Source organism: Rasiella sp. SM2506 (genome assembly GCF_050859505.1).
Taxonomy (GTDB): domain Bacteria; phylum Bacteroidota; class Bacteroidia; order Flavobacteriales; family Flavobacteriaceae; genus Marinirhabdus.
Genome location: NZ_CP193934.1, coordinates 1092995 through 1106742, shown reverse-complemented (window position 1 = coordinate 1106742; position 13748 = coordinate 1092995). Strand labels below are relative to the sequence as shown.

General features: G+C 37.9%; 16 protein-coding genes. 11 read left to right on the top strand and 5 right to left on the bottom strand.

Annotated elements, in window-relative coordinates:
- The first annotated feature begins 116 nt into the window (after positions 1 to 116).
- The 7 genes from ACQ2HF_RS05105 to ACQ2HF_RS05075 all read left to right on the top strand — a co-directional run bounded on the left by ACQ2HF_RS05105 (position 117) and on the right by ACQ2HF_RS05075 (position 4017).
- Complete coding sequence (locus tag ACQ2HF_RS05105; protein WP_432412447.1) at positions 117 to 845, top strand: copper homeostasis protein CutC; 729 nt, start codon at positions 117 to 119, stop codon at positions 843 to 845.
- Between the two features lie 86 nt (positions 846 to 931).
- Positions 932 to 1294 carry a TM2 domain-containing protein gene (locus ACQ2HF_RS05100; RefSeq protein WP_432412446.1) on the top strand — a complete coding sequence of 121 codons (363 nt, stop codon included), beginning with the start codon at positions 932 to 934 and terminating at the stop codon, positions 1292 to 1294.
- 9 nt (positions 1295 to 1303) lie between these two features.
- The gene (locus tag ACQ2HF_RS05095; RefSeq protein WP_432412445.1) at positions 1304 to 1615 is read left to right on the top strand and encodes a TM2 domain-containing protein; all 312 of its coding nucleotides are present in this window, start codon (positions 1304 to 1306) and stop codon (positions 1613 to 1615) included.
- A gap of 265 nt (positions 1616 to 1880) precedes the next feature.
- Positions 1881 to 2243, top strand: coding sequence for a DUF1304 domain-containing protein (locus ACQ2HF_RS05090; protein ID WP_432412444.1), 363 nt, complete (start codon positions 1881 to 1883; stop codon positions 2241 to 2243).
- 38 nt (positions 2244 to 2281) lie between these two features.
- Entirely contained in the window at positions 2282 to 2863 is a 582-nt protein-coding gene (locus ACQ2HF_RS05085) for a tRNA-(ms[2]io[6]A)-hydroxylase (protein ID WP_432412443.1), read from the top strand.
- 250 nt (positions 2864 to 3113) lie between these two features.
- The gene (locus ACQ2HF_RS05080) at positions 3114 to 3587 is read left to right on the top strand and encodes a hypothetical protein (RefSeq protein ID WP_432412442.1); all 474 of its coding nucleotides are present in this window, start codon (positions 3114 to 3116) and stop codon (positions 3585 to 3587) included.
- Positions 3588 to 3597: 10 nt separating this feature from the next.
- On the top strand, positions 3598 to 4017 hold the full coding sequence (locus ACQ2HF_RS05075) for a hypothetical protein (RefSeq protein ID WP_432412441.1): 420 nt from the start codon (positions 3598 to 3600) through the stop codon (positions 4015 to 4017).
- Here ACQ2HF_RS05075 and ACQ2HF_RS05070 read toward each other — a convergent pair.
- Entirely contained in the window at positions 4014 to 4766 is a 753-nt protein-coding gene (locus tag ACQ2HF_RS05070) for a DUF5995 family protein (RefSeq protein WP_432412440.1), read from the bottom strand. The two genes, ACQ2HF_RS05075 and ACQ2HF_RS05070, sit on opposite strands and share 4 nt — an antisense overlap.
- A gap of 155 nt (positions 4767 to 4921) precedes the next feature.
- Between ACQ2HF_RS05070 and ACQ2HF_RS05065 the strand changes: the two genes are divergently transcribed.
- Positions 4922 to 5779, top strand: a complete 858-nt coding sequence (locus tag ACQ2HF_RS05065) for a hypothetical protein (protein ID WP_432412439.1) — start codon at positions 4922 to 4924, stop codon at positions 5777 to 5779.
- Here the strand turns inward: ACQ2HF_RS05065 and ACQ2HF_RS05060 are convergent, their stop codons facing one another.
- Genes ACQ2HF_RS05060 through ACQ2HF_RS05050 form a run of 3 tightly spaced genes read right to left on the bottom strand, consistent with a single transcriptional unit; the run spans position 5780 to position 9372 of the window.
- Positions 5780 to 7603, bottom strand: a complete 1824-nt coding sequence (locus ACQ2HF_RS05060; RefSeq protein WP_432412438.1) for a GNAT family N-acyltransferase — start codon at positions 7601 to 7603, stop codon at positions 5780 to 5782.
- Positions 7604 to 7645: 42 nt separating this feature from the next.
- On the bottom strand, positions 7646 to 8902 hold the full coding sequence (locus ACQ2HF_RS05055) for an aspartate kinase (RefSeq protein WP_432412437.1): 1257 nt from the start codon (positions 8900 to 8902) through the stop codon (positions 7646 to 7648).
- Positions 8899 to 9372: a GNAT family N-acetyltransferase gene (locus tag ACQ2HF_RS05050; protein WP_432412436.1), complete on the bottom strand. Its 474-nt coding sequence runs from the start codon at positions 9370 to 9372 to the stop codon at positions 8899 to 8901. The genes ACQ2HF_RS05055 and ACQ2HF_RS05050 overlap by 4 nt, the downstream gene beginning before the upstream one ends.
- A gap of 82 nt (positions 9373 to 9454) precedes the next feature.
- Between ACQ2HF_RS05050 and fbp the strand changes: the two genes are divergently transcribed.
- Complete coding sequence (fbp, locus tag ACQ2HF_RS05045; RefSeq protein WP_432412435.1) at positions 9455 to 10465, top strand: class 1 fructose-bisphosphatase; 1011 nt, start codon at positions 9455 to 9457, stop codon at positions 10463 to 10465.
- Between the two features lie 63 nt (positions 10466 to 10528).
- On the opposite strand, the gene ACQ2HF_RS05040 is transcribed toward fbp, so the two are convergent.
- A complete protein-coding gene (locus ACQ2HF_RS05040) occupies positions 10529 to 10954 on the bottom strand; it encodes a TerB family tellurite resistance protein (protein WP_432412434.1) in 426 nt (141 codons plus the stop codon).
- Between the two features lie 170 nt (positions 10955 to 11124).
- On the opposite strand from ACQ2HF_RS05040, the gene ACQ2HF_RS05035 reads away from it, so the two are divergent.
- Positions 11125 to 12153 carry a ligase-associated DNA damage response exonuclease gene (locus ACQ2HF_RS05035; protein WP_432412433.1) on the top strand — a complete coding sequence of 343 codons (1029 nt, stop codon included), beginning with the start codon at positions 11125 to 11127 and terminating at the stop codon, positions 12151 to 12153.
- Positions 12150 to 13748 carry an ATP-dependent DNA ligase gene (locus ACQ2HF_RS05030; RefSeq protein WP_432412432.1) on the top strand — a complete coding sequence of 533 codons (1599 nt, stop codon included), beginning with the start codon at positions 12150 to 12152 and terminating at the stop codon, positions 13746 to 13748. The genes ACQ2HF_RS05035 and ACQ2HF_RS05030 overlap by 4 nt, the downstream gene beginning before the upstream one ends.

Here is a 13748-nt window from a genome sequence, read left to right as displayed (position 1 = left end):
ATTCTCAATCCCACTCACTCAAATGTGACCTCTCCTAAGGTCGAGGTGACACCCGCAGTCATTTCGACACTTTGAAAAGCAAACAAAAAAATCTGAAATCGTACATCTAAAATCGAATGCTTCTAGAAATCTGCGCCAATAGTTTTGAAAGTGCCTTCGCTGCCCAAGAAGCGGGAGCAGATCGTATTGAACTTTGTACCGAACTTTCGGTAGGAGGGCTTACCCCTTCTTTTGGATTGCTGGAAAAAGTCTTGGTAGAATTAACGATTCCTATTCACGTATTGATACGCCCTAGAAGCGGTAATTTTACTTATACCGAAGCGGAACTAGACATCATGCTTCGTGACATAGAAACCTGTAAAGAACTTGGATGCGACGGTATTGTAAGTGGTGCTTTAACTAGTGAACTTGAAATAGATCTTGAAGTAACAAAACTATTGAATGAGACTTCGGGCAGTATGGAGTTTACTTTTCACCGTGCTTTTGATTGGGTTAAAAACCCTGAACAAGCATTAGAACAACTTATAGCTTTAGATATACCCAGACTTTTATCTTCTGGTCAAAAATCTTCGGCACTAGAAGGAATATTATTGCTTAAAGCATTACAAAACAAAGCAAATGGGCACATTCAAGTTATGCCTGGTGGCGGAATTAATGTGAATAACTGTTTGCAATTTAAACAAGCTGGGTTTTACATGATTCATTGTTCAGCAACCGATAAAGTACAAACACTTACAAAAATCCCCAACGTATCTATGCACAGTGCAAGTTTCTTTGAGGAGGGAATTGTGGCTACTACTAGTGAAAAAACGATTCGTGAAATTAAAGCGTTACTCACCCAATAAACGTGTGCTAGAGCAAATTAGCTAAAAAGTGCGTGCTCGTTAAAAAATAATTTATACATTTAACGCTCAACCAAATCCATACTAAAATGTCTGAAAACAACACAGAAGGCCACGATAGCACAAAAAAAAACTTTGAAGATGCTGCAGAAAACGTAGGCAACGAAGCTAACAAAGCCGCAAACGATTTTAAAGAAGGCTGGAATGAGGTTACTCATAGCCAAGAAAACAAAAAAATGATGGCGGGTATTCTCGGGATCCTGATTGGTTCCTTAGGAATTCACAAGTTTGTCCTTGGTTATACAAAAGAAGGGATAATTCAAATTATAATTACTGTAGTTACTTGCGGGTTTGGAAGCATTATTGGTCTTATTGAAGGCATTATCTACCTAACCAAAAGCGATGAAGAATTCTACCAAACCTATCAAGTAGGTAAAAAAGGCTGGTTTTAATCTTTACTTATGGAAAATCAAGAGACAACAAACAGCTTTAACCCAACACCTCCCATAGAAAATAAAAAAATGCTCGCAGGGTTGCTGGGTATTTTTTTAGGTGGTTTTGGCGCCCATAAATTTGTATTAGGCTACACACGCGAAGGACTCATATTATTAGGGATTCTTTTAGTGTCTTTTCCTCTTATGTGTATTATAATTGGTGCTTTTACCATGTATATTCCTATTATCATTGGGCTAATTGAAGGAATTATTTACATCACCAAGACCGACGAGGATTTTTACAACACCTATCAAGTGGGTAAAAAGCCTTGGTTTTAAGATTAGTTTTTCAATGTGAACCTTCCTTACCAGGAAAGCACACGGATGCAGTGGAAACCTTAGGTACCTGTACAGAGTTTAAACTTGGACTGAACTCCGTATCCTTATAAATTAATTCTAATAAAATTTAAAAGCTTTCAGATATATATTTGAAGGCTTTTTTATTTTTGAAAGCTTAAAACATAGGGAATCGGCCGCTTTTACCAGTGCTAGCAAGGAGGTTAAGGATTATTGTCGTAATTTTATAAAAGAAAAATAATACCATATGCCAATAGCCATAAAAATTCTCATAGGTTTTATTGCCTTTCTTCATCTATATTTTCTGTATTTTGAAATGTTTGCCTGGACCACCAAAGGCCCAAAAATTTTTAAGGGATTTCCAAAAGATCTTTTTCCTAAAACCAAATCTATGGCAGCCAATCAAGGGCTTTATAATGGTTTTTTAGCTGTTGGACTTATTTGGACTTTCTTTATTGAAAACTTAGAATGGCAACATAACGTGGCTGTATTTTTTTTAAGCTGTATAGCTATTGCGGGAATTTATGGTGCTTTTTCAGTTTCTAAAAAAATATTTTTTATTCAGGCTATACCAGCAATACTAACTATTTTACTACTACTATTTTTGTAGTGCTCTATCTTCCAGCAAAAAAACTAAACCCTTACAGCATGCTCAACCTTAAACTCGCTACAGATCCACGATGGGTAACCATTGTAGAAAGCAACTTAGAAGAAATCTTGACAGACCACGCGTGGTGCGAGCAAAAAGCCGCTACCAATGCCATTACTATTATAACATTAAACAGCCAACATGTTGATTTGGTTACAGACCTTTTAAAACTGGCTCAAGAAGAGTTAGAGCATTTCGAAATGGTACACGAAATTATTAAAAAACGAGGCTATAAATTAGGTCGCGAGCGAAAGGACCACTATGTAAACCAGTTATATCAATTTATGAATCGCGGAGGAAGCAGAGAACAGGCCATGGTAGATAGATTATTATTTTCGGCTATGATTGAAGCTAGAAGTTGCGAGCGTTTTAAATTACTTTCGGAACGCATTAAAGACCCAGAACTTTCCAAATTTTATCGGGAGTTAATGATTAGTGAAGCTGGCCATTATACCACTTTTTTAGGCTTTGCAAGAAAGTATGGTCAGGATGTTGATATTGACAAACGCTGGCAAGAACTCATAGAATTTGAAGGAGAAATTATTAAAAATTACGGCAAGTCCGAAACTATTCACGGTTAGAATTCCCTTAACACAGCACATACCTCTTTTTTTCTTTGTACTGAATGATCGCTATAATACCTTCAAAGGCTTTCCTTTTTGAAATGTATACTTAAACTATCTTGGCAACTTTCTTGAAACAATGGGCATGCGATTTAGTTTGAGCCCTCTATGAATTCACGCATTTTTTATATATAGGCATTTTCATATATACTATTTAATTCATTTTCAGGTAGTTTTGAGATACGAATAACTCCTAGAATTAATAGCCATGAAAAAATATATTTATATACTAGCTTTATTACTTATTCCTGCTATTGGCACGAGTCAAAAAATAGAAAAAAAAGACGCCAAAGAGATCAAAACTGAAAGACCTTCAAACGCTAAGAACGGTAAAAACAAAGCAGCTTTGTTGCAGCAATTAACCGTTGTTAAAAAAGCAATTATGGATTGTGACGACCCAAAAGTAGATTGCATCCTCTTTGATAAATTCGCAATAAAAATAGCCAAGCAACCTATGGATGTGCAAGTACAGGCTATTTTATCATCAGGATTTGGGAGCAACTTTATGACCGAAATGGCAAAATTCGAAAAAATGCTTATAAACACCCAAGCACTCCCTCACGGAGAAGTACAAAGCATATTCAAAAAATCACCCTCCTATCAATTGAGTTTTGTTAACACCAGGATCCAAATGGAAGAAAATAGAATGGAAATGGTATATGACGATGATGATGACGAGTAGATACTATAAAATGAAAAAACTATTCTACTTTCTATTTTTGGCCCTAGGCTTCGGAATATTTGTGTATTTCTATGGTATCAATTTCAATAATATGTCCGAAACCGATTTAGTGACCTACGCGACGACGTGGTATATACCCTTAATTTTCGGGCTTTATGGATTGTATGCCTTACATATTCAAAAAAAAGCAGGCCCCGAAGACACCCATGCTCTTAAATTTATTTTTTCAGGAAAAGATTCTGGACTGTTGCTTACTACCATTGGTTTAATTGGGATTAGCGGAATTTTTGGTGCTATTTTCTTTATAATACCCTTAGCACTACTAAAGCCTCAACTCAAAGTTTTTCATCTATTCACTGCGCTTATGGCAACTATTTTTTGGGTATTGGTATTGGCATTTTTTTTGATTTTCATCTTCCCTAGTCTTTAAGAATTCAACACCATTACTACTGCCGGAACATCTTTATTTTCCAGCCATCTAATACTTTTAACCACCCACTGCAGCCAACGACTTTTTGTTTTGGTGAGCTTTGTGGCGAGCATTCCAATAACGATATCTCTTCGCTGGAATTCTAGATCTTTTGTGTGAGAAAAATGATATTGATTGGCAAATAGCCACGCGCCATCTCGGGCAATAAGTATACTGAAAGTCACAATTTTATCCTCTTTCCCTTTTCCAAACCTTTCCAACAAGTAAAAAAGTGGGGAAACCCTACCAATACGCTCTTGAACACCATCTACCAAACTGGCTAGAATTTCATTTATTTTGTTAAAATCGTTTTCAAAATTGGCCATATCACCGTTTTCTCCAACTGTTTCGGCAACGGCAATACCCAAATCGAGATTTATATGCGCGTTAATTCCCAACAACACATGTTGCATGATGAGTAACTTTCCATTGTTAGCTTCAGCAAATGCATTGGCCCAACTCTGTGATGGCGTTTCATTATTTTTTAGCTGAAAATATGCTTTTATATAACGGTTGGCGAAAATAACATCCAGCACTTCCATACGGTTGTTATTTTCAAACTCGTTCTTTTCAATTCCTTCTTTTATGCGGTGGGTAACTTGTTTATAAAGAACAGGAAAATAGACAAGATTGCTATTGGCTTTCGTTTCGGTAACAATAATTTGTTCTAAGATTAAAATAACCTCATCAATAGTTTTGGCTGTTTTCATAAAATATTGGTATTGAGCACCCTAAAGTACAAAAGTAATGAATAGTACTTAATGGTTTTATATTCTAAATACCAGCAACATGGATTAAAATAGATCCTTCAGAATAAAATAGTTAGTCTGTAACACTTTTTAAATATGTAGATTTGAGCCATCGTATGAGAAAATTTCTAATTAAAACAGGGCTTTTTATTATAGTACTGTGGGTCATAAATTTTGGCTTACTACAGCTGGTTAAATCTATTTACATTAGTGATTATACGAGTGTTTCGCTCCATAAAGAAATTTATTTATTGGCAGATTCTCACGGCGCATCGTTGGACACGATTCCTTTGGTGTATGGTGTCGAAAATTTTTCGGACCGAAGCGACTCTTATATAGACCTTGAACGCAAATTAAAATACCTCTTGCGAAATGGCAAACCGAAAACAATTTATTTAACCGTAGATGCCCACATGCTCTCTCCAGATAGAGAGGCATACAACAATAATACACTGTCTGCTTATTTTACCACCTATGAAGATTATCCTACTATTTTTGGGTATGTAACGAATGTGTATTTAAAAAGAAATACAGTCTATTTTAATACTAAATACGTTCCCCTTCTTAAGAATTATTTTGTTAGCTTCCTAAAGAGAAGTCGTGCTACTAAGCCCCTTATTCCCTGGGAAAATAAAGAGTCTACAGAAAAAGTTAGGCTAAGCATGAAACGCTTTAAGGTATATTTTACTGGTGAAGAAAAATCGGCTACTTTAGAAGCTTCTTTACAACGTATCATAGCACTTTGCAAAGAACACCACATTGAACTTGTGGGAGTGAAGTTTCCCGTTAGTCCCACTTATAATACATTTTTGAAAGGTAAAAGTTTTGAAGCAGATATGGTTTTTAAAAATCACAACCTCCCCGTTCTTAATTTTCAGGATTCTTTACAGGCAGATTACTATTTTAGAGATCAGGATCATTTAAATAATAAAGGAGCAACTGTTTTAGCTGAACTTTTATTTAGAGAAAAATAGTTATTCTTCTTCATTTGCAGCCTTGTTGCCGTTGCTGTATCTTTTCTCCAATTCGGCTTGAAATTCTTCCATAACTGGCTTTACGGTACTTTCGGGCAAATCTGCAATACGAATATACATTAACCCATCTACCGCGTTGTTGAAAAGCGGGTCTACGTTAAACGCTACTACTTTTGCGTTTTGTTTAATATACTTTTTAATGAGGACGGGTAATCGCAATGCGCCTGGTTCTACTTCGTCTATAAGCTTATCGAACTTGTTGAGATCTGCTTCACTTTCGTCAAAAATAAAATCTTTATCGGCATCCTTCAGTTTTACTTTGTATTCCTTTTTTGGGTTTATATACTGCGCTATGTACGGATCATAATAATTAGATTTCATAAATTCAATCATCAAACTCTTACTGAATTCTGAAAATTGATTGCTAATACTTACACCACCAATTAAAAATTTATGCTCTGGATACCGCAAGGTGGTGTGCACGATGCCTTTCCAAAGAAGAAAAAGCGGCATGGGGCGTAGTTGGTATTCTTTTATAATAAATGCACGGCCCATCTCAATGCTTTTACTCATCATATCGTGCAGTTCTGGCTCAAAGCGGAAGAGATCCTGAAGGTAAAATCCGTCAATGCCATACGCTGCAAAAATTTTGGAGCCCAGTCCCATTCTATATGCACCTGCCAATTTTTTCGCTTCGTTATCCCACAAAAACATATGGTGGTAATGGTTGTCAAACTTATCTATATCAATAGCATTGTTGGTGCCTTCACCCACTTCACGGAAAGTGATTTCACGTAAGCGACCAATTTCTAAAAGGATGTTGGGTATTTTGTCTGCAGAGGCTAGAAAAACTTCATAATTTTTACTCTCCAGCAAACGTTTTTCTTCGTTGCGAAGCGCAAGTATTTCTTTTTCAATAGCTTCGATTGGAACGGGTCCTACAATTTTTTTTGGTAATTTGGGTAGTTTAATTGTTTTGGGAAGGGTATCCACAAATTTTTTCTTCTGAAATGGATTGGCAAGCACATACGTTTTCTTCCGAAGAAAAGCCGTGTAGGATTCTAAGGTTTCGTGTTCGTTTTGATCTTCTAGTGAAATAGGGTTTCCAATACGCACCTTTAATGTTCGTTCTTTTTGAGACAATAACTCACTTGGTAGCTTTGCCGTGCGTAGGGTGTCGCTCATTTTTGCCCAACGGTAAAAAGATTTACTGTTACGCCCATGAAAATATATTGGGATTACCGGGACGCCTGCTTTTTTTATAAGTTTCATTACGGCAGGTTCCCACGTCCTGTCAATAACTATTTGTGCCTCCTTCTGTGTAGAAACCTCTCCGGCTGGAAATACGCCCAAGGGCTGTCCATCCTTTAAGTGTTGCAAAGCGCTTTTAAATGCCATCATACTATTATGCGCCTCTTTGTGTTCTTCAAAAGGATTCACAGGCATTACATAAGGCTTTAATGGCTCTATACGATGCAGTAAAAAATTCGCAATAATTTTATAATCTGGACGGCGTTCCAAAAGTAACTTCAGTAATAGAATGCCGTCTATCCCACCCAGCGGATGATTGGAAATAGTAATAAATGGGCCTGTTTTTGGGATTCTTTTTAAGTCTTCTTCAGGAATTTCATAATCTACTTCAAACTCATCTAGGAGCCCATTCATAAATTCTAGGCCGCTTAAATGCTTGTTGCGATTGTAAACCTTGTTTATAGTAGATATGTTAAGCACCTTCATCACAGACCACCCCATAAAGGTTCCCAAAAAGCCGAGTTTATCAACTTTTAGGGCTTTCGCAATCTCTTTGGTAGTAACTAATCCCATGTGGTTTGGTGGTTGTAGTTTACAAAGATAACGAAACCGCCGCTATTCTTTGACCACCAATTGCACAGTCCCCCTGCTTTCCTGTTTTAACAAAAGTTCTTTATCTTTTAGAAGCGCCTTAACTTGCTTAGCTTCAGCATGACGAATGGTGTACAGCGTTACGTTTTCATTCCATCTTACTTTAAAGGTGCTGCGCAATTTGTTAAGCAGTGGTTCCAGCATGTCATACTTATTATCTATACAGACTGAAAAGCTTATTGCCGAATTTTGAATAAGTTCTACTTTCATTTTATATTCGTGCAACCATTTAAATACGTTCCCAATATGATCTTCCATCATAAAGTTGAAATCCAACGAAGACAGTGAAATTAGTACCTGATTTTTCTTAAGAATAAAACACGAAACCATGGGATGTAGCGTCACGCCTTTTCCAACACAAGTCCCGGGATCCAGCGGATTAAGAAACGATTTTACGTACAACGGAATTTCTTTTCTCTGTAAGGGTTGTAATGTTTTTGGGTGAATTACCGAAGCGCCGTAAAAAGCTAATTCTATAGCTTCACGATAGGAAATTTGTTCCAGTAACGTAGTTTTGCTAAAATATCTGGGGTCTGCATTTAAAACGCCAGGCACATCCTTCCAAATGGTCACATCCTCTGCATTGAGGCAGTAGGCAAAAATTGCAGCAGTATAATCACTTCCCTCGCGACCCAAGGTTGTTGTAAAATTATTAGCACCTTCTGCACCCAAAAACCCTTGGGTGATGGTAATTCCTTTTGTTGAAACTTTCTTTGAAATTTTTTGTTGTGTAGCCTCCCAATCCACTTTGGCATCCCGATAGTTACTATCCGTTGCTATACAAGTACGAACGTCCAATAAGGTGTTTTCCACTCCAATTTTTGAAAGGTATGCACTCACAATTTTGGTAGAAACCAACTCTCCAAAACCTACCACTTGGTCATACACGAAAGGGCGATTTGTAGAATTATTATTTTCTAAAAAAGTTGAAAGACTATTAAAAATCTTAGAGACTTCTTCAAAAACGGGTAGTTTCGTATTTTCAAAAAGCGCTATCATAATATCGGTATGATAGGTTGTAAACTCATGAATAGACGCTGTAGCAGATTCCGTTTCGCTTAGATAGGCATCTACCACTTTTTCTAATTGATTGGTCATTTTGCCCATAGCCGAAATTACCACCAACAAATCCTGCTCCCCCGTTTTTTTTAAAACAGTAGCTACATTTTTAACACCTTGTGCATCTTTAACCGATGCACCTCCAAATTTAAATACTTTCAATCTTCACTATTTTTAGTTATTCCTTCTGAATCCATTAGTACGACCCACCAGTCTTTGTGAAAAGTAGCTCCGGAATTTTCATACATTTTTATAGCTTTCTCATTCCAATTCAATACAATCCACTGGGCTCTGTTTACTTGATGTTCTTTTGCAAATTGCATGACTCTTTTGTAAAGTTTTGTGCCAATACCTTTGCCTCTGTATGCTTCGCTCACCACCAAATCTTCCAAATGGACATTACGCCCTTTCCAGGTAGAGAAGCGAAAATACACCAAAGCCATTCCCACTATTTCAGTTTCAGTTTCAGCAACAAAACAACTGAACAGTTTGTTATCAAACCCTTCTTTTTCTAAGTCTGCTACGGTTACTTCAACCGCATCAGGTTCTTTCTCAAAAGCGGCTAATTCTTTAATAAGCTTCAAAACTTGAGGCATATCTTTTTTTTCGGCTTTGCGTATGTTTACGTTCATTTGTTGGTTTTGATACACAAATATCGGTGGTATTTCTTAAAAAACCCGATATTTGCGTCAAATCTAAGCACTACGGGCACTCATGGCAAAACAGAACCAAACTTTAGGCGAATTTATTATTGAAAATCAGGAAGAGTTCAAATATTCTTCAGGCGAGCTTTCGCGCTTGATCAATTCCATACGTTTGGCTGCAAAAGTGGTGAACCACGAGGTAAACAAAGCTGGTTTGGTAGATATTTTAGGGGCTGCAGGAGAAACGAATATACAGGGAGAAGACCAGCAAAAGCTAGACGTATACGCAAATGAAATCTTTATAAAGACCCTCACCAACCGTGAGATTGTTTGCGGTATTGCCAGTGAAGAAGAAGACGATTTTATTACCATTACGGGGCGTAATAAAAAGAACGACAACAAATACATTGTATTAATGGATCCGCTAGATGGCTCCTCCAATATAGATGTAAATGTTTCCGTGGGAACCATTTTTTCAATTTACAGAAGAGTTACCCCAACAGGGAGTCCTGTGACGATAGACGATTTCCTTCAGCCAGGAAAAAACCAGGTTGCTGCCGGATATATTGTGTACGGAACTTCTACCATGATTGTGTATTCTACAGGTCATGGTGTGAATGGTTTTACCCTTAATCCCGCTATTGGGACGTATTATCTTTCACATCCAAATATGAAATATCCAGAAGACGGAAATATCTATTCGGTAAACGAAGGGAATTATATACACTTCCCGCAAGGAGTAAAAGATTACATTAAATACTGCCAGAAAGAGGAAGAAAATCGCCCTTATTCTGCACGGTATATAGGCTCCTTGGTTTCAGACTTCCATAGAAATATGATAAAAGGCGGCATTTATATTTATCCAAATACGTCAAAAGATCCGGAAGGTAAACTACGCTTGCTATACGAATGCAATCCTATGGCGTATATTGCAGAACAGGCAGGAGGTAGTGCCAGCAATGGTTTTGAGCGTATTTTAGAAATTGAACCTACTACACTACACCAACGTGTCCCATTTTTCTGTGGAAGCAAAAATATGGTGACCAAAGCTGAAGAATTTATGCACAATGCAAAGCAGTAACATGCAACAAGAGCTTTTCGATAGTATCGAAAAGCTCTTGTTTAATTCTAAGAAGTATAAAAATTATTTTTTGTTCAAAAGGTATCGGTAATCTTCCATATCCAAGCCACCGCTGTATATTTCTATTGATCTTTTAATAAGTTGTTGAGCCAAATCTGCCGTATACCCTAATCCTATAGCATATTTTTCAATTAAGAAGCGCTCGTGATCATCAATTTCGTGATCTGCAAAAATCATTTCGAACAAATCGTGCATACGCTCTAATCGTCGGTCTGCATCATTCGGGGGGTTAATGGGATATTTTGTTGGATTTTTCAACACAGCCTCATATTCACCCTCATCAATATCCAACTTCTTGGCAAAACGGCGTAGCATTTTCTCTTCCTCTGCATTTAAGGCTCCATTCACCGCAGCCATATTTGCAATAGATGCAAAATGACCCAGGTTTCTTTTGTGTTCTCCACTCTCAAATAAATCTGTAAATGACATAGTTCTAATTTATGCTACAAATATAATCTAAGTCCTAAAAATTTCCGAAGAAAGCGACAGAATCTTTTTAGCAAAGCTTCAGAACCATGAGGCATTAAACTTTTCTTAATTCTGAAATACAAACCTTTCAAAATCTGTAATTTTAAAGAAGAAAAGAAAAAAGAAAAATTGTGCCCAAAACTCCACTCCTCCAATTTAATGAGAACGGTATTTACTGTAAACAAGCAGACGTCTATATAGATGCCTGGCGCCCTGTTGACAAATGCATTATCACCCACGGTCACGCAGATCATAGCCGTTGGGGACATAAACAATACATAACCCACCATAAAAATGTCCCGATTATAAAACATCGTTTAGGCGAAATTACTGTTGCTGGCAAAGAATGGGGCGAGACTTTTACCATAAATAGCGTGACATTTAGTCTACACCCTGCAGGGCATATAGTTGCTTCAAGCCAAGTGCGAGCAGAATACAAAGGGGAAGTATGGGTGTTCACCGGGGATTTTAAAACGGAAAACGACGGCATTGCAGAGCCCTTTGAACTTGTAAAATGTAACACCTTCATTACTGAATGCACCTTTGGCCTTCCCGCCTTTAAATGGACTCCACAAACCGAAGTTTTTAGCGATATTAACAATTGGTGGGCAGCCAATAGAGCCGAAAACAAAACATCCATTCTCTTTGGTTATAGCCTTGGAAAAGCACAACGGTTACTCAAACATTTAGATGCCAGCATAGGAAAAATTTATACGCACGGAGCCATAGAAAATATGACCGCAGTGCTTAGAGAACAGTACGATTTTCACGAAACCATACGCATAACACGAGACACCAAAAAAGAAGAATTGTTAGGCAATATAGTGCTTGCTCCACCAAGTGCGCACGGAGGAACGTGGATTCGAAAGATGGTCCCTTATGTAACCGCAAGCGCCAGTGGCTGGATGACCTTTAGAGGAGCAAGAAGAAGACGGGCTATTGATAGAGGATTTGTATTAAGCGACCATGCCGATTGGGACGGCTTGCTAAACACAGTAAAAGAAACAGGAGCCGAAAAAGTGATCGCAACTCACGGGTATACTGAAATTTTCTCAAGATACCTACGAGAAGAAATGGGACTGGACGCAAGGACCGAGAAAACACAATACGAAGAGGAAGGTAGCGAAACCACTAAAAAAGAAGGAGAGGAAACTGTATGAAAGAATTCGCCAAACTCATAAAAAAATTAGACAGCACAAATAAAACCAATGAAAAAGTTGCTGCCCTTGCATCGTATTTTACTTCTGCAGATGAGAATGATAAATTGTGGACCATCGCCATCCTTTCGCATCGCCGACCCAAAAGACCTGTAAACACTACATTGCTTAGGCTTTGGGCCACTGAAATTAGTGGTGTTCCCTTGTGGTTATTTGAAGAAAGCTACCATATTGTAGGCGATTTGGCGGAGACCATTGCACTTATCTTACCTACGCACTCCCAGAATAACAGTATTTCTAAATCGCTTTCAGAAATAATTTCTGAAATCATTCTTTTGCGTACCCTCCCAGAAGATGAAAAAAAAAGTTACCTACAGGAAAATTGGTTGGCGATGAGTTACTTTGAACGCTTTGTTTTTAATAAAATAATAACTGGTGGTTTTAGAATTGGGGTGAGCCAGAAACTGATGACAAGAGCCTTGTCAAAAGCTACAGGAATTGATGAAGATATTCTCGCCTATAAATTAATGGGTAACTGGACTCCTGAAAACACCACCTATCAAAAACTAATTCTGGAAGAAAACCCTGAAGATTTCCTAAGCAAACCCTATCCATTCTATTTGGCGTATGCGGTGGAAGATTCGTTTCAGGAAGATTTGGGAGACATTACCAATTGGAGTTTTGAACATAAATGGGATGGGATTAGGAGCCAAGTAATTATTAGAAACGACGAGGTTTTTGTGTGGTCGCGAGGGGAAGAATTGGTGACGGACAAATACCCGGAATTTCAGCGTTTTCTTTCAAAAATTCCCAACGGAACGGTGTTGGACGGGGAGATTTTACCCTTCGGAAATGATCAAATTGGCAATTTTAATGACCTGCAAACACGAATCGGCAGAAAAAATATTTCCAAAGCGTTGCTCGAAAAAACACCCGTTATTTTAAATGCTTACGATTTATTAGAATGGGAAGGAATGGATATTAGGCAAAGACCTTTTTCAGAAAGAAGAAAAATTCTGGATCAACTTATTTCAGAATGTGAGTGCGAGGAAATTGGATTGTACCTAAGTGAAACGATGCATTTTAAAAGTTGGGAAGCTGCCGCAAAAGAACGCGCAATTTCCCGAGAAAAACGAAGCGAAGGTTTAATGCTGAAAAGAAGAGATTCGCCGTATTTAGTAGGTCGAAAAAAAGGCGACTGGTGGAAATGGAAAACAGATCCTTTTACAATCGACGGTGTACTCACCTACGCTATGCGCGGCCACGGAAGACGCGCCAATTTGTATACCGATTATACTTTCGGCCTGTGGGATAAAGGAGAATTAGTGACTTTCGCTAAGGCATACTCAGGCCTGACAGATGCAGAATTTAGACAAGTGGATGCATGGATAAAAAAAAATACCTTAGAACGTTTTGGCCCTGTACGCAGTGTCACACCCCATCACGTTTTTGAAATTGCTTTTGAAGGTATAGCCGAAAGCAGCCGTCATAAAAGCGGTATCGCCACTCGTTTTCCACGGATTATACGCTGGCGAAAAGACAAACCCATGGAAGAGGCAAATACATTGGACGACTTAAGGGCGCTCATTCCCAAATAA

Coding starts and splice junctions, on each gene's coding strand:
- ACQ2HF_RS05040 (WP_432412434.1), bottom strand. CDS start 10,954: ATGTCATTTACAGATTTATTTGAGAGTGGAGAACACAAAAGAAACCTG.
- ACQ2HF_RS05090 (WP_432412444.1), top strand. CDS start 1,881: ATGCCAATAGCCATAAAAATTCTCATAGGTTTTATTGCCTTTCTTCAT.
- ACQ2HF_RS05065 (WP_432412439.1), top strand. CDS start 4,922: ATGAGAAAATTTCTAATTAAAACAGGGCTTTTTATTATAGTACTGTGG.
- ACQ2HF_RS05095 (WP_432412445.1), top strand. CDS start 1,304: ATGGAAAATCAAGAGACAACAAACAGCTTTAACCCAACACCTCCCATA.
- ACQ2HF_RS05080 (WP_432412442.1), top strand. CDS start 3,114: ATGAAAAAATATATTTATATACTAGCTTTATTACTTATTCCTGCTATT.
- ACQ2HF_RS05085 (WP_432412443.1), top strand. CDS start 2,282: ATGCTCAACCTTAAACTCGCTACAGATCCACGATGGGTAACCATTGTA.
- ACQ2HF_RS05105 (WP_432412447.1), top strand. CDS start 117: ATGCTTCTAGAAATCTGCGCCAATAGTTTTGAAAGTGCCTTCGCTGCC.
- ACQ2HF_RS05050 (WP_432412436.1), bottom strand. CDS start 9,372: ATGAACGTAAACATACGCAAAGCCGAAAAAAAAGATATGCCTCAAGTT.
- ACQ2HF_RS05060 (WP_432412438.1), bottom strand. CDS start 7,603: ATGGGATTAGTTACTACCAAAGAGATTGCGAAAGCCCTAAAAGTTGAT.
- ACQ2HF_RS05075 (WP_432412441.1), top strand. CDS start 3,598: ATGAAAAAACTATTCTACTTTCTATTTTTGGCCCTAGGCTTCGGAATA.
- ACQ2HF_RS05070 (WP_432412440.1), bottom strand. CDS start 4,766: ATGAAAACAGCCAAAACTATTGATGAGGTTATTTTAATCTTAGAACAA.
- ACQ2HF_RS05030 (WP_432412432.1), top strand. CDS start 12,150: ATGAAAGAATTCGCCAAACTCATAAAAAAATTAGACAGCACAAATAAA.
- ACQ2HF_RS05100 (WP_432412446.1), top strand. CDS start 932: ATGTCTGAAAACAACACAGAAGGCCACGATAGCACAAAAAAAAACTTT.
- fbp (WP_432412435.1), top strand. CDS start 9,455: ATGGCAAAACAGAACCAAACTTTAGGCGAATTTATTATTGAAAATCAG.